The following is a 14,274-nucleotide window of genomic DNA, read 5'->3' on the forward strand; positions in this document are numbered from 1 at the left end:
CTCGGACTGATCAGGCCGTGGCTTGAGCCAGGCCGGTGTGACGAATGAGGGCTTCACTGGTGGCGTCGCGTCCGCGGAATTGGCGGTACACCTCGGCGGGTTTGAGACTGCCGCCCAGGCTGAGGATCGTGTTGCGGAACCGTTCGCCTGTGGCGGCGATTGCATCGTCTTGTTCAAGACCCACCTCTTCGAAGGCGGCGAAAGCATCGGCGCTGAGCACTTCCGCCCACTTGTAGGAGTAATAGCCAGCGGCATATCCCCCGGCAAAGATGTGGCCAAAGGCGCAGAGGAAATGATCCTCAGCAACCGGAGCCAGCACTGTGGTGGAGTCGGCGATCTGACGACGGAAGCCATCTGGGCTCAAGCCAAGATCGGGACTCCACTGACTGTGAAGTCGCAGGTCAGTCAGGGCGAAGTGCACTTGCCGCAGGGTGCCATTCCCTTGCATGAAAGTGCGGCTACTGCAGAGTTTGCGGTAATCCGCTTCGGGGAGTGGTTCATCGGTCTGCCAGTGGCGCGCCATGCCCATGAGGGTGCTGCGGTCAAGGCACCAGTTCTCCATGAACTGGCTGGGAAGCTCCACCGCATCCCATTCGACGTTGTTGATGCCTGCGGCCTGGGGATGGTCGACGGTGGTGAGCATGTGTTGGAGCCCATGACCGAATTCATGGAAGAGGGTTTCCACTTCTTCGAAGCTCATCAGGCTGGGGGTGTCGCCAGCTGGGGGCGTCTGATTGCAAATCAGGTAAGCGACCGGAAGGACGGGCGCGCCGTTGCGGTCACGGCTGCGACTGAGGCATTCATTCATCCAGGCCCCGCCACGTTTGCTGGCGGGACGGCTGAAGGGGTCGAGGTAAAACGCGGCGAGGGGCGCATTGTCCCGATCCAACACCCGGAAAAAGCGCACGTCTTCATGCCAGACGGGGGCTTCACCATCGGCGGCCTCGATGCGAATCCCGAACAGGCGTTCGCACAGTCCAAACAGACCGTCGAGCACGCGGGGAAGCGGAAACCAGGGCCGGAGGGCCTCCTGATCGAGGTCGAAGCGCTCCCGCCGCAGCTGTTCGGCCCAGTGGCTGACATCCCAAGGAGCGAGGTCGTCCGCTTCGGCAGCGCCTCGGTTGGCAGCACAGGCTCGCAACTCGGTGAGTTCTTTCTGAGCGACTGGCATCGCTGAGCTGCGCAGCTCCTCCAGCAGTGTTTCCACGGCTGGAACGTCGTCAGCCATCTTCGAGGCCAAGCTCAGTTCAGCCCAGTTGCTGTAACCAAGACGCACAGCCTGCTCGCGTCGCAGTTGCAGGATCTCCTCGATGAGGGGAGCGTTGTCGAGATCGCCGGTGCTGGCTCGACTCACATGGGCTTTGTAGAGCGTTTCGCGCAGTTCACGGTCCTGCGCGTGGGTGATTACCGGCAAGTATCGGGGCATGTCCAGACCCAGACGCCAGGGGCCATGCGCCGCGGAGGAGGCGGATCCATCGGCCGCGGTGTCGCCGGCTTCAGCCGCGGCTGCCGCCAGGATGTCGAGGGCGCGCTCGGGGACGCCACGCAGCTGATCGCGCTCGTGAATCACCAGGTTCCACTTCTGCGTTGCATCCAGCACGTGATTGCTGAAGTTGGTGGAGAGAGCGGCGAGCCGCTCGCTGGTGCGGTTGAAGGCTGCTTGCTCCTCACCCTCAAGACCAACGCCTCGATGCTGCATGGAGAGCAGTTCCGCATCCAGGATGCGCTTCTGTGTGGCATCCAGCGGTTGGGCGGGATCCGAGAGCAGGCGACTGAGGGCTTTGTGAATGATCTGGCTTTGACCTACGCGGTTGCTGAAACGAACCACTTCCGGTTGCTGGCGCGCATGGGCTTCGCGCAATTCCGGGGTGTTGCGCACGGAGGTGAGATGACTGACGACACCCCAGCTCCAGTTCAGCCGCTCGCCCAAGGTGTGCAGAGGCGACATCAAGGCGTCCCAGGTCAGCGGCGCCGGGTCGTTCAGGCGCTGTTCGAGGGTTGACTCCAGCGACTCCAGTTCCTCACTGAGTGTGGACAGGAGCGTTGGGATCTCTCGGTCGACCTGGTCCGCATCGATGGCGTCGAAGCGGGGTAGGCCTTCGCCCCGCAGCAGTTCCGAGGTGCTCATGGTGTTCAGCCGAGGGGAAGAAGGGCACGCACAGCCACAACCGTGTGGCTGGCCAGATCCGATGCGAGGGCATCGGTTGAGGCTTCATAAAGGTCCATGGCCACCCGGGGCCAGATGCCAATCACCAGGGTGGGGACGAGAAGGGTCAGACCGATGACCAATTCACGGGGGCGCATGTCCTTCACGAAGGCAAGCGCCGGAATCCTGGGACCGAAAAACACGCGACGGCTCATTGAGAGCAGATAGATCGGTGTGAGCACGAGGCCAATCGCCGCGAGAACGATGGTGGTCACCCTGAAGAAGGTGGTGAAGCTTTCCTGACTAGTGACACCAAGGAACACGGTGATCTCGCTGATGAAGCCACTCATGCCGGGCAGTGCCAGCGAGGCCAGAGAGCTCGCAAGGAAGAAGGCAAAAGTGATCGGGAGGGCTTTGGCTAAGCCGCCCATGTTGGGGATCGACAGGGTTTTGGTGCGTTCGTAGAACACGCCTGTGGTGAAGAACATCGCGGCTGCGATCAGACCGTGACTGACCATTTGGAGCATGGCGCCGCTAAGACCGAGCGCATCCACGGCTCCGATCCCCAGAAGCACGAAGCCCATGTGGCTGACAGAGCTACAAGCGATTCGGCGCTTGACGTTGTCTTGAGCGAAGGCATTCAGGGCGCCGTAGACGATGTTCACGATGCCCAGGATGATCAGAGCCGGTGCCAAGACCATGTGTGCTTCGGGCAGCATCTGCACGTTGAAGCGGAGCAGCGCGTAGCCGCCCATCTTCAACAGCACACCCGCGAGCAACATCGACACGGGCGCATTGGCTTCACCATGGGCATCGGGCAGCCAGGTGTGAAGCGGGAACATCGGCAGCTTCACGCCAAAGCCCACGAGGAAGCCCAGGTAACACAGCAAACCGAACGTTCCGCCTGGTGACCGCTGGGCCAGTTCCGTCAGGTTCAGGGTGAAACTGTCGCCTGAGAGGGCCAATGCCAGGCCACTGATCAAGATCAGTAGAGAAGCCAGGGCGGTGTAGAGAATGAATTTGGTCGCTGCGTACTGGCGGTTTTTGCCTCCCCAAATAGCAATGAGCAGATACACCGGCACCAGCTCAAGTTCCCAGGCCAGGAAGAAGAGCAGAAAATCCTGAGAGAGGAACACCAGACCCTGGGCTGATGCTTGCACCAGCAGTAGGCCGAAATACAGCCTTGATTTGCGCTCGATGTTCCAGCTGGCGGCCACGGAGAGCAGTGTCACCAGTCCACTGAGAACAACGAGAGGGGCGGACAGCCCATCGGCTCCCAACGACCACTCCAGACCGATAGCAGGCAGCCAGCTGACCCGTTCCACCAGCTGAAGTTCGCTGCTGAGTGGATCAAAGTGCTGGCTGAACACCCCCAGCATCAGGCCAAGATCTGCGAGCAAAACGCCAAAGGCGAGGTTGCGTGGGATCGGCGAGGGCTTCTCATCGTCACCGGGCAACAGCGGCATGACCAAAGCCGCTGCGACCGGTAGCAGCACGATCAGAGAAAGCCAGGGAAACCCGGAGTCGGACGCAGCCGTCAGCGGCAAGTTGGCGTCCATAACACTCCCGTAAATGTGATCGAACTTATCAGTTCCAGGGACTCGATTGGGTACTTCTACTCAGGTTTCGGCTCAGCCATTGTCCTTTGGCTGCCAGTGGCTGCCTGCCGTTTGCAGGCTGAGCAGGGGAGCGCGACTGGCGACGCCAACGGACTCCCATGCCCGCACCATGGCCTGGCTGATGGCAACCCCTTTCTCTTCGGAGCACAACGCCAGAATGCTGGGTCCAGCGCCGCTGATGGCGCAGCCCCATGCGCCTGCGGCCATCGCGGCTTCGCGCACTGCCTGGCCACCCTTGATCAAGCGCCAGCGGTATGGCTCGTGAAGTCTGTCGTGCATGCCATCGGAGATCAGGTCTCCATTGCCAGTGCGCAGGCCCTGAAGCAGCAGTGTGAGCGCACCGAGATTCACCACGGCATCGCTCACAGGAATGGATTTGGGCATGGCACGCCGGGCTTCACTGGTGCTGAGGCGGATCGCCGGAATCGCCACGACGGCCTTCACGCTGTTCATCCACTCGCAGCGAACCACCCGCCAGCGCTGTGAAGCGGCTTTGGCCGTCATGCAAAGACCGCCCAGCAGCGACGGCACCACGTTGTCGGGATGTCCTTCGATGTCGATGGCCAGTTCCAGCAGCTTTTCCCGACTCAGGGGTTCGCCGACCAGAGCATTGGCACCAACCAGTCCGGCCACGATGGCTGTGGCGCTGCTGCCGAGACCGCGTGCGGGAGGTACGGCAAGCCTGACGCGAGCTTCGAGCGCCACGGGTTCTTCACCTGCCGCTTTCCATACCCGTTGCGCTGCTCGGTACACCAGGTTTTCTGCGCCACCGCGGAGATGGGAGCCCTCCTGGCCTTCGATAATCAGTTCGAATCGTTCACCGTTGCCTTCGATGCGACGCATCGTGAACCGGTTGTTGAGATCCAGTGCTGCACCAAGGCAATCGAAGCCTGGTCCAATGTTGGCTGTAGTGGCTGGAACATCCACAACCACGGTTTGACCTATACGCGGCTGCGACATCCCCTTCGGTTCTTCTCAGGCCAGTGTCCCACCCGACTCCGCAAGATCACGCGCCCGGCAGGCGGCACTAAACAGTCCGGCCTCTGGATCAATCACCGCGCGGATGGTCATGGACTCGATCAAGGGGCGAAAGCGACCTTTGGCTCTCAGCGGTTCCAGGAACTGTTCGGATTGCAGCCCGTCCAGGTTTTTTTCAGCGGTTCCACCCCCAATCCAAAGCCCACCGACGCTGAGCTCATGCAGTGCCAGATCACCGGCCGCTGATCCATAGGCACCCAACCAGATGCGCAGCGCTGCCGAGGCGATGGGATCACCCGCCGCAGCCGCCTTGCCGGTGTGCGCCGGCAGATCTTCGTAACCGGCTTGATCGGCGGGGATGTGGCGCCAGGCGTGGGCGTGATCTGTCAAAGGATGACCAGCCGCCTGATCTTGCTGCAGTAGCCAGTGCATGACATGGCCGAGGCCGGTGCCACTCACGATCCGCTCAATCGAGAGGCGCTCAAGATTCAGGTCTTTGCGCAGCCATTGCGCCAGAGCCCATTCATCGCTGGTTCTCGGGGCGAACTCCCGGTGGCCGCCTTCGCTGGGCAGTGCAAGCCAGCCACCCGGTGCAGGTAGGCCCCGGGCCATCCCGAGGCCTGTGCCAGCACCAAGGATCGCAACGGCACCGTTGTCGTCGCCCGCAGGAGCTGGATTCATCCGCCCATGACCAACCTGCAGCACTACCTGCTGTTGTTCATTGAAGTGCGGTAATCCATGGATGAGAACGGCAAAATCGTTCACTAGTTCAAGTCGCTGCAGGCCGGTGGCGGCCTGCAGCGACTCCTGACTCATCGTCCAAGACAGGTTGGTGAGCTGTGCCGAGCCGTGACGCACGGGCCCTGCCACTGCAATGCAGCTGGTGTCGGGCTTGGAGAGATCCTCTGGAGCCTCCTTGAGGAAGTGAGAGAGCATCGACTCCAGATCACGCCATTCCGCTGAGACGTAGCGATGACTGTGGGCTTGCTCGAGCTGCCCCTCCACGTCTCGGTAGAGAGCTAGGAAGGTTTTCGTGCCTCCAAGATCTCCGGCCAGATAGGTCTTGGCTGCCATGGTTGGGGGGTCAGGCCTCACCCATCAAGGCTGATCCTGGCCCGCACAATCGGCAAGCATTGTCGTGCAGCTTGCCTGCGCTGATCAGAGAGTGGATATCGGCTTGGCTTGCGTCGAGGCTTCGAAGAAATTCAGTGGCAGCGGCCCCCAGGTGCTGCTGATCTGGCCCTCATCGTTGTGATGACCGGTGATCAGAATTCCCTCGCCCAGTCCATGCTCGATGCGCACCCTGACCGTGCCCATCTGTTGGTTGGCTTTGAGAAACACCGGACCGTTCTGATCCGTTCCCTCTACAACTTCTAAGGCAGACCATGCCAACGCTGTTTCGAGAGATCGAAGCGTCTGAAGCGCCTGTTCTGCTGATTGGGCCATCACGCCGACGGTGCACCAACTGGTGCCAGCGAGGACCTCACCCAGTTCCCCACGAAGCTTGGACACAACCTCAGCACTGAGGTCGGGGGCCGATCGCAGCCGCTCAAGATCTTTGAGGCATTGCACCGGTGAACGGCTCATGCGGAGAGCTGCAAGCCAGCAGCGCGTTTGGTGTTGGCAGTCGTTGCTGCAGCCAGGAGCTCGCTGACGGGTGTGACACCGAGATCTCCATCGCGACGGCTGCGCAGGCTCACGGCGTTCTGCTCCGCTTCCTTGGCACCGATGACCGCCAACACGGGGATCTTCATCTGTTCGCCGGTGCGGATCAACTTGCCGAGCCGGTCTCCGCTGCGATCGATCGTGGCGCGAACGCCAGCTTTGGTGAGTTGGTCCAACACCTGTTCGGCGTACGACTGCACCTCGTCGGTGACAGGCAGCAGACGCACCTGCTCGGGGGCCAGCCAGAAGGGGTAATCGCCTGCGTAGTTCTCGGTCATGATCCCGAAGAACCGCTCCAGCGAACCGAAGATGGCGCGGTGGATCATGATCGGCCGCTGCTTGCTTCCATCGGCCGCGATGTAGTCGAGTTCGAACCGTTCCGGCAGGTTGAAATCCAACTGGATCGTGGAGCACTGCCACATCCGGCCGATGGCGTCTTCGATCTTGAGGTCGATTTTCGGGCCGTAGAACGCACCGCCGCCCTCATCGATTTTGTAGGCCCAACCCTTGCGGTCCAGGGCTTCGATCAATCCCTTGGTGGCCAGGTCCCAGACGGCGTCATCGCCGATCGACTTCTCGGGGCGGGTGGAGAGGTTGATCTCGTAATTGCTGAAATCGAAGGCAGAGAGGATGCGCTCGGTGAGATCGAGGATCTTCAGGATCTCGTCGCTGATCTGCTCCGGCAGACAGAACACGTGGGCATCGTCCTGGGTGAAGCCCCGCACCCGCATCAGGCCGTGCATCACGCCGGGGCGTTCATAGCGATAGACCGTTCCAAGCTCCGCCCAGCGGATCGGCAGTTCCCGGTAGCTGCGCAGTTTGCTGGCGTAGGTGAGCACGTGGAACGGGCAGTTCATTGGCTTGAGCTGGTACTCCCGTTCGTCCACCTCCATCGGGCCGAACATGCTCTCGGCGTAGAAGTCGAGGTGGCCTGAGGTTTTCCAGAGGCTGATGTCGGCCACGTGGGGGGTATAGAGCAGCTCGTATCCGCCCTCGAAGTGGGCTTGGCGCCAGAACTCCTCGATCAACAGGCGCATGCGGGCGCCGCGGGGGTGCCAGAACACCAGACCTGCCCCTGCTTCGTCCTCGATGGAAAACAAGTCGAGGTCTTTGCCGATGCGGCGGTGATCCCGGCGCAGAGCCTCGTCCTTGCGGCGTTTGTGCTCGGCCAGTTGTTCGGGGGTTTCCCAAGCAGTGCCGTAAATGCGCTGCAACTGGGCCTTGGTTTCATCGCCGCGCCAGTAGGCACCAGCCACGCTTTCCAGCTCAAAGGCCTTGGCGTTGAGCTGACCCGTGTGCTCCACGTGGGGGCCGGCACAGAGATCCCACCACTGTTCGCCGAGGGTGTAGAGGGTGATGGGCTCCTGCAGACCTTCGAGGATTTCGAGTTTGTAGGGCTCGTTCTGGGCTTTGATTTTTGCCTCGGCCTCGCTGCGGCTTACTTCGATCCGCTCCAGGGGCAACTTCTTGTTGATGATCTTGATCATCCCCTTCTTGATCGCTTTCAGGTCGGCTTCCGTGAAGGGTTCGGGGTTGTCGAAGTCGTAGTAGAAACCGCTCTCGGTCCAAGGGCCGATGGTCACGCGGGCTCGCGGGAAGAGCTGCTGCACGGCCATGGCCATCACGTGGCTCATGGAGTGTCGGATCTTCAGCAGCTGGTCACTCTCACTCGTTTTAGGCAGCACCACCGTCGTTGAGGGGGCTGTAGTTGTTGCTGCCGCGCTGCTCACCGTCTGCTGCTCGTGATTCGCCATCCTATGGGGGTGCTGCCTGGCAGATGCAATGAAGCCTGGTCGGGATCCCGACGCCGACGAACTGCTGGAGTCGCTTCTCGACTCTCTGCTGAAGGATTTTGACCACTGGTTTCACCGGGGGCAGGAGCTTCTAGAGGACTGTCCGGATTCGGTGATGGGGCCGCTGGAACGTGAGCGCATGGCGGTCAGGGTTGAGGAGGGGCTCAGAGCGATCGAGGCCACGCGCGCCCTGGTGCAAGCCAGCCCCGAGGCGATGGCAGTGTCGATGGAAGCAATGACCCCCTGGCACCAATTGGTGATGGAGGTCTGGAGCCTGTCCGCGCGCGTCGCGCAGGCATCGCGATGACAGGTTCAGGCCGGTCGACGCGGTCAACGGGGCTGGTCAGCCTTGCCCTCTTAGCGATGTTGTGGCTTCGGTCCAGGGGTTGGTCGCTTCCACTGCCAGGCTGCCCATGGCGAGCATGGACAGGGATACCTTGTCCTACCTGCTTTTTGACCCGTTCGGTGATGGCCTCGCTGCACGGCGATCTTGGCGAAGCCCTCGAGCTGCATGTGTTCGGTCCACCAAGCCTGGCCGGTTTGGCCTGGATCGGCTGGCGGCAGGGCGTGAGAGGGCATTCGTTGCCCGAGCTCACACCCAGGCGCGCACGGCTGCTGGGGCTCGTGGTTGCCGCATTGCTGATCTACTGGTTGATGCGTCTTTGGGGCTGGCTGACGTTGGGGTGTCCCCAGCCCATCTGATCATCCTCAGGCACCCTGGCGCAGTTGGCTCAGGTTGTCGTTGTAGAAGGCCAGTAATTCGGCATGGGTCTTCACCGGTTGGCCATAGGCACTGAGGCCAGCATGCGTTGGGAAGGAAGCCCACTCGGGGGCCAGGCTGTTCATGGCTGTCTTTGTGAGGCCATATCGATCCACCTCCTGGAGTGCTCCGCGCTTCTTCGCCAGATGCAGCGCTGCCTGGTCTTGGTGCTCAGGAGCGAAGCTGGGAAGGCCCAGGCTGCGTGAAACGTCTTGCCAAGTGCCAGGAAGGAATTGATAGGCGCCGGCCGCTGCGGAGGCGTACCGCTTCACCACCACGCGATCCGGATGGCGTGAGAGGTCTTGAAATTGTCCGCCTCCGTAAAGGATGCGGTAGCCCAGATCCCTTCCTTCTTTCCAGGTGCCTTCGGCGTAGCGAATGGTGTTGAGCAACGCGCGACGTTCGGGAGTGATCGCATAAGCCCTATTGGAGGGCGCTTCAGACGTGGATGTGGATCGGTGGGGGCTCAACGCCTCGGCCACTGTGCGTTGATGCTGCTCCCGTTCGCTCGAGCGCTCTGCCTGCAGGCTCTGGCCCATGGACAGCACCAAGCCCAGGCTGAGGGCGCCAATGCCCAGCAGTTGAGGAGCTTGCTGTGTCAGAGGACGAATCTGTTTAGTGACGCGATGAAGCAAACGGGACGCTCCGAACCAAAGGAGTCGCCACCTTCGTCAACAGCCCAACCCTCTGGCGAGAGTGTCCCGACTCCCCTTGACGGGGTGCGGCGAATATGCATGGGTAGAAAAACTCATGCAAATCTCGCTTTAAGACTCGTAAGACAGGCCTGATGCCGCGCAACCCCTGGGTTTGTGGTCGTTGATACGAGTCGAGCTCTCAGCCGTCTTTAAGGATTAGGGAAACTTTTTAATTCCTTCACAACTGATCAGCTGGGGCTTAGGAAGCCCATGGACTGCCGTACGCGCTGAACATTGGCTTCTGCAACCGCGCTGGCCCGTTCACGTCCGTTGCGCAGAACCGCCTCCAGCTGCGATCGGTCGTCCATGAAGGCCTTGTAGCGCTGCTGAATCGGTTCGAGAGCTGCCACGGTGGCTTCTGCCAGGAGAGGTTTGAACTGCCCCCAGCCCATGTCGGCGCATTCCTGGGCTGCGGCTTCACGACCTTTGCCGCTGAGGAGGGCATACAGACCGAGCAGGTTGTCGGTTTCCGGCCGATCGGGGTTCCCGAATTCCAGGCCGCGTTCGGGGTCCGTCTTGGCTTTCTTGATCTTTTTAGTGATCAGCTCTGGGGGGTCAAGCAAGGTGATGCGACTGCCCTCGTTGGGGTCGCTCTTGCTCATCTTGCTGCGACCGTCGGTGAGGCTCATCACCCGGGCCCCTTCCTTGAGGATCATCGGTTTGGGCACTTTCAGGACCGGGGTCTCCTCCGAGCCAAACCGCGCATTGATCCGTTGCTGGGCGATATCGCGCGCCAGCTCGAGATGCTGCTTTTGGTCTTCGCCCACCGGGACGAGGTCGGCGTCATACAAAAGGATGTCTGCGGCCATCAACACCGGGTAGTCCAGGAGGCCCACAGAGACGTTGTCTCCCTGTTTCAGGGCCTTTTCCTTGAACTGGATCATCCGCTCCAGCCAGTTCAAGGGAGTGATGCAGTTCAGAAGCCAGCAAAGTTCGCTGTGGGCGGCCACCTGGCTCTGTACGAACACGGTGGATTTCTCTGGATCCAGTCCGCAGGCCAAATACAAAGCTGCGGTGGTCAGGGTGTCGTGAGCCAGGCGTTGCGGATCATGGGGAACCGTGACCGCGTGCAGATCCACAACACAGAAGAAGGTGTCGTGGTCGTTTTGGAGATCCACCCAATTGCGAATCGCCCCCAGCCAGTTGCCCAGATGCAGGGCACCGGTCGGCTGAACACCCGAGAGAACGCGCGGCCGCCCCATCAATCAGGCCTCGGTTGCTGCGTCCTTGGCGGGATCCGCTTCAACAGCCGTCTCTTCCGTGTCTGTTGCCGGCACATCGGTTGCGCTGGGTTCGATCTCAGCGTTGGCCTCGGCCTCGCTGCTGGGATCGGGATCCGGCTCGGCTGCTGCTGGCTGGGGCTTGGCAGGGCGAGCGAAGGGATCAGGTCGAGCTCCTCGTCCGCTCTCTCCCCGTCGTCCGCCCCGTTCGTCATCACGCCGGCCGCCACCTCGGTTTCCCTGGGCGCGTTGCTGAGCCACCAGCTCATCGAGCGTGCCGTCCTCGAGCATCTGGCCGAGGGTTCTGACAGCAAATCCCAGCACGGCCACGGTCGAGCGCAGATTGAAGGCTTCCTGCAGGGCGCGAACAGAGCGCATTTCGTTGTCGCTCAGCCTGATTCTGAACCCACCGCCTTCGCGGTTTCCTTGGCCCCGTCCTCCGCGGCCGCCACGTCCGCCCTCGCGGCCGCCATCACCCTGTCCGCGCTGCTGGCGGGAATCGCTGTAGGAATCAGTCATGGCCTGAGGCCTGGTGTCAGGCGCAAGTGTGACGCATCACCTCACGGTTTCAGGGGCTTGTTGATCCGTTTCACGCTCTGGATCGGTTTTCAGGCCGTCAAGAGAGAAATCGTTCGGTTCTCTGGTGCGCCGTGCTGAAGGTGAGCTAAGAAAGCTTCGTCAGTGGAAACCCAGTGCAGCTTCCGTTACCCACGATCCCTTCCCTGTCGTTGAAGGACGCGTTGGTGACTCCTCGGCTGTTGGGTCCTCTGGCTCTTTCCGCTGGAGTCCTCGTCGGTGGGCAATGGCTGCTGGCCGACGTCTTGCATCTCCCAGGCGGTGGCCTGAGTTTGTTGGCGGCAGGTGTCGGCATCTGGTGGTTGGCGAAGCCGCCAAAGCGCCCCAGCTTTCGCAAACCCGTCTCGTTGCAGGGATGGGTCAATCGCTGCGAAGAGGTGTTGCATCAGTTCGCCGAATTGGAATCGGCCCTGGGTCTGACGTCATTACGCGCGCCGCGTGAGACCGAGCTGCGACGCATTGAGCAGTTCGATGCGCCCCTTAGCCTTGGTGTGGTGGCGACCCAAGGAACCACCCTTCCAGCCACCGATCAGCTGCAAGGCGCGATGGCTGGTGTCCAAGCTCTGGATCTCTGCATCGCCAGGCCCCTTCCCGTCACCGCAACAGCGTGGTGCTGGCCAGAGGATTTGGAAGAGCTGGATGTGTTGCTGCACGTGCTGCCGCTTCCGCTCCGTGCTGCGGATCTGCTCTGGCTGGAACAGCTGTCCTTGGACCGTCCGGTGTGGCTCTTGCTGGAATCGCCCGGCTGCATGGAATCGGCCGATCAACTGGATGCCTTGCGCTGCCAGTTGCCCGAACGCTGGCATGCGCACCTGCTCGCTTGGTCGGGTGATCCCAGCCAGTTGCGTGGGGTGCTGCAACCGGTGCGCCAGCAGCTCATCCAGTCGGAGCGGGTGCGACAGCTCACCCGGCAGCGTCTGCTGGGCAATCTTCATCGTCAATGGCAGTCGGAGCTCGAAGCCCTGCGTCGAACGCAGTTCCGAGCACTGTTGCAGCGCAGTCAGTGGGTGGTGGCCGGCGTCGTGGCGGCCTCACCGGTCCCCAGTGTGGATCTGCTGGCCGTTGTTGTCGGCAATGGTCTGCTGGTGAAGGAGATGGCGAAGATCTGGGCCTGCCCTTGGAGCGCAGAGGTGCTTCAAGCGGTCGCCCGTCAGCTGGCTGTTGTCGCGTTGGCCCAGGGAGTGGTGGAGTGGACCGGTCAGGCACTACTCGGGCTGGCCAAGCTCGATGGCGGCAGCTGGCTTGCGGCTGGAGCGATGCAGGCGCTGAGCGCGGCCTATCTCACCCGCGTGGTGGGCGCCTCCATGGCGGATTGGATGGCATTGAATGCCGGTGTTGAGGAACCTGACCTTGAGGAGCTCAAGCGTCAGGCTCCCCTGCTGGTGGCTCGTGCTGCGGAGCAGGAGCGTCTCGACCTATCCAGTTTCGCTCAGCAGGCTCGGCAGTGGTTGAAGGACGGTCAAAGCTGGTCGACCACCTGAACGCGATCCAAGCCCATGAATTCCCAGAGCTGTCGCTTGAACAAGAGCGGAGACAACCACTCGATCGATTACTTCATGTTTGTTCATGAAGTGTTTATGAAGTTGACATGAATCAATGATTCGAGATGACTCGAATGATGTGATTCGTCAGAGAAAAATCAATCGCTCCATAACCTGAATCCGAATCATGGCTCTCTCCGTGGGAGTTCTGATTTTTATCCGTTCTCTTTTGCTTTATGGCTACTGCAATTCGCAGCGGTCGCCGCAGCGGCTGGGAAAACTTCTGTCAGTGGGTTACCGACACCAACAACCGCATTTATGTGGGTTGGTTCGGTGTGCTGATGATTCCCTGCCTGCTCGCAGCGACCATCTGTTTCATCATCGCCTTCATCGCCGCTCCCGCGGTGGATATCGATGGCATCCGTGAGCCCGTCGCTGGCTCCCTGATCTATGGCAACAACATCATCTCCGGTGCTGTTGTGCCCTCTTCGAACGCCATCGGCCTTCACTTCTATCCCATCTGGGAAGCTGCCTCTCTCGACGAGTGGCTGTACAACGGCGGTCCTTACCAGCTGGTTGTCTTCCACTTCCTGATCGGTATTTCGGCCTACATGGGCCGTCAGTGGGAACTTTCCTACCGCCTCGGCATGCGCCCCTGGATCTGCGTTGCTTACAGCGCACCTCTGTCAGCTGCCATGGCTGTGTTCCTGGTGTACCCCTTCGGTCAGGGTTCTTTCTCTGACGGCATGCCCCTGGGCATCTCTGGCACCTTCAACTTCATGTTGGTGTTCCAGGCTGAGCACAACATCCTGATGCACCCCTTCCACATGCTGGGTGTTGCAGGTGTGTTCGGTGGATCCCTGTTCTCCGCCATGCACGGCTCCCTGGTGACCTCCTCCTTGGTGCGTGAAACCACCGAGAGCGAGTCCCAGAACTACGGCTACAAGTTCGGCCAAGAAGAAGAGACCTACAACATCGTGGCTGCCCACGGTTACTTCGGTCGCCTGATCTTCCAATACGCCTCCTTCAACAACAGCCGCAGCCTGCACTTCTTCCTGGCTGCCTGGCCCGTTGTCGGCATCTGGTTCACCTCCATGGGCATCAGCACCATGGCTTTCAACCTGAACGGTTTCAACTTCAACCAGTCCATCCTTGATGCGCAAGGACGGGTGCTTCCCACCTGGGCTGATGTGTTGAACCGCGCCAACCTCGGCATGGAAGTGATGCACGAGCGCAACGCTCACAACTTCCCCCTCGACCTGGCTGCTGCTGAGTCCACTCCTGTGGCTCTGCAAGCTCCCGCCATCGGCTGAGGCTGAAGTCTGTAAAAGATTCAGCTTC

13 protein-coding genes are annotated in these 14,274 nt (G+C 61.1%); 4 read left to right on the plus strand and 9 right to left on the minus strand.

Annotation, left to right across the window (positions count from 1 at the left end; genetic code table 11):
* Nucleotides 1-10: 10 nt before the first annotated feature.
* From SynA1825c_RS05755 to thrS, 6 genes are all read right to left on the minus strand, one after another.
* Nucleotides 11-2,128, minus strand: coding sequence for a M3 family metallopeptidase (locus SynA1825c_RS05755; protein WP_186470680.1), 2,118 nt, complete (start codon nt 2,126-2,128; stop codon nt 11-13).
* A gap of 5 nt (nt 2,129-2,133) precedes the next feature.
* Nucleotides 2,134-3,705, minus strand: coding sequence for an NAD(P)H-quinone oxidoreductase subunit 4 (locus SynA1825c_RS05760; protein WP_186470681.1), 1,572 nt, complete (start codon nt 3,703-3,705; stop codon nt 2,134-2,136).
* Nucleotides 3,706-3,777: 72 nt separating this feature from the next.
* Entirely contained in the window at nt 3,778-4,725 is a 948-nt protein-coding gene (thrB, locus tag SynA1825c_RS05765) for a homoserine kinase (RefSeq protein ID WP_186470682.1), read from the minus strand.
* A 15-nt stretch (nt 4,726-4,740) separates the two neighbouring features.
* The gene (locus SynA1825c_RS05770; RefSeq protein ID WP_186470683.1) at nt 4,741-5,817 is read right to left on the minus strand and encodes a glucokinase; all 1,077 of its coding nucleotides are present in this window, start codon (nt 5,815-5,817) and stop codon (nt 4,741-4,743) included.
* A gap of 84 nt (nt 5,818-5,901) precedes the next feature.
* Complete coding sequence (locus tag SynA1825c_RS05775; RefSeq protein WP_186470684.1) at nt 5,902-6,330, minus strand: DUF1824 family protein; 429 nt, start codon at nt 6,328-6,330, stop codon at nt 5,902-5,904.
* Nucleotides 6,327-8,162 (minus strand): threonine--tRNA ligase, encoded by a 1,836-nt coding sequence (thrS, locus tag SynA1825c_RS05780; protein WP_186470685.1) that lies wholly within the window; start codon nt 8,160-8,162, stop codon nt 6,327-6,329. The genes SynA1825c_RS05775 and thrS overlap by 4 nt, the downstream gene beginning before the upstream one ends.
* Nucleotides 8,163-8,190: 28 nt before the next feature.
* Here thrS and SynA1825c_RS05785 point away from each other — a divergent pair, with 28 nt between their 5' ends.
* Entirely contained in the window at nt 8,191-8,508 is a 318-nt protein-coding gene (locus SynA1825c_RS05785) for a DUF2605 domain-containing protein (protein WP_186470686.1), read from the plus strand.
* A gap of 56 nt (nt 8,509-8,564) precedes the next feature.
* Nucleotides 8,565-8,903, plus strand: coding sequence for a DUF2752 domain-containing protein (locus SynA1825c_RS05790; protein ID WP_255478485.1), 339 nt, complete (start codon nt 8,565-8,567; stop codon nt 8,901-8,903).
* A 6-nt stretch (nt 8,904-8,909) separates the two neighbouring features.
* Here SynA1825c_RS05790 and SynA1825c_RS05795 read toward each other — a convergent pair whose 3' ends face one another.
* The 3 genes from SynA1825c_RS05795 to SynA1825c_RS05805 form a co-directional block, all read right to left on the minus strand.
* A complete protein-coding gene (locus tag SynA1825c_RS05795) occupies nt 8,910-9,596 on the minus strand; it encodes an endolysin (protein WP_370593784.1) in 687 nt (228 codons plus the stop codon).
* A 248-nt stretch (nt 9,597-9,844) separates the two neighbouring features.
* Entirely contained in the window at nt 9,845-10,858 is a 1,014-nt protein-coding gene (trpS, locus tag SynA1825c_RS05800; RefSeq protein WP_186470688.1) for a tryptophan--tRNA ligase, read from the minus strand.
* Nucleotides 10,859-10,861: 3 nt separating this feature from the next.
* Nucleotides 10,862-11,395: a hypothetical protein gene (locus SynA1825c_RS05805; protein WP_186470689.1), complete on the minus strand. Its 534-nt coding sequence runs from the start codon at nt 11,393-11,395 to the stop codon at nt 10,862-10,864.
* 173 nt (nt 11,396-11,568) lie between these two features.
* On the opposite strand from SynA1825c_RS05805, the gene SynA1825c_RS05810 reads away from it, so the two are divergent.
* On the plus strand, nt 11,569-12,933 hold the full coding sequence (locus SynA1825c_RS05810; protein ID WP_186470690.1) for a YcjF family protein: 1,365 nt from the start codon (nt 11,569-11,571) through the stop codon (nt 12,931-12,933).
* 236 nt (nt 12,934-13,169) lie between these two features.
* The gene (gene psbA / locus SynA1825c_RS05815) at nt 13,170-14,246 is read left to right on the plus strand and encodes a photosystem II q(b) protein (protein WP_186470691.1); all 1,077 of its coding nucleotides are present in this window, start codon (nt 13,170-13,172) and stop codon (nt 14,244-14,246) included.
* Nucleotides 14,247-14,274: the final 28 nt, after the last annotated feature.

It is taken from the genome of Synechococcus sp. A18-25c (assembly GCF_014280035.1).
Taxonomy (GTDB): domain Bacteria; phylum Cyanobacteriota; class Cyanobacteriia; order PCC-6307; family Cyanobiaceae; genus Synechococcus_C.

What these genes read in the sequence shown, in the direction of transcription:
- SynA1825c_RS05755 (WP_186470680.1), bottom strand. Translation starts at nt 2,128, where the DNA reads ATGAGCACCTCGGAACTGCTGCGGGGCGAAGGCCTACCCCGCTTCGAC.
- SynA1825c_RS05760 (WP_186470681.1), bottom strand. Translation starts at nt 3,705, where the DNA reads ATGGACGCCAACTTGCCGCTGACGGCTGCGTCCGACTCCGGGTTTCCC.
- thrB (WP_186470682.1), bottom strand. Translation starts at nt 4,725, where the DNA reads ATGTCGCAGCCGCGTATAGGTCAAACCGTGGTTGTGGATGTTCCAGCC.
- SynA1825c_RS05770 (WP_186470683.1), bottom strand. Translation starts at nt 5,817, where the DNA reads ATGGCAGCCAAGACCTATCTGGCCGGAGATCTTGGAGGCACGAAAACC.
- SynA1825c_RS05775 (WP_186470684.1), bottom strand. Translation starts at nt 6,330, where the DNA reads ATGAGCCGTTCACCGGTGCAATGCCTCAAAGATCTTGAGCGGCTGCGA.
- thrS (WP_186470685.1), bottom strand. Translation starts at nt 8,162, where the DNA reads ATGGCGAATCACGAGCAGCAGACGGTGAGCAGCGCGGCAGCAACAACT.
- SynA1825c_RS05785 (WP_186470686.1), top strand. Translation starts at nt 8,191, where the DNA reads ATGAAGCCTGGTCGGGATCCCGACGCCGACGAACTGCTGGAGTCGCTT.
- SynA1825c_RS05790 (WP_255478485.1), top strand. Translation starts at nt 8,565, where the DNA reads ATGTTGTGGCTTCGGTCCAGGGGTTGGTCGCTTCCACTGCCAGGCTGC.
- trpS (WP_186470688.1), bottom strand. Translation starts at nt 10,858, where the DNA reads ATGGGGCGGCCGCGCGTTCTCTCGGGTGTTCAGCCGACCGGTGCCCTG.
- SynA1825c_RS05805 (WP_186470689.1), bottom strand. Translation starts at nt 11,395, where the DNA reads ATGACTGATTCCTACAGCGATTCCCGCCAGCAGCGCGGACAGGGTGAT.
- psbA (WP_186470691.1), top strand. Translation starts at nt 13,170, where the DNA reads ATGGCTACTGCAATTCGCAGCGGTCGCCGCAGCGGCTGGGAAAACTTC.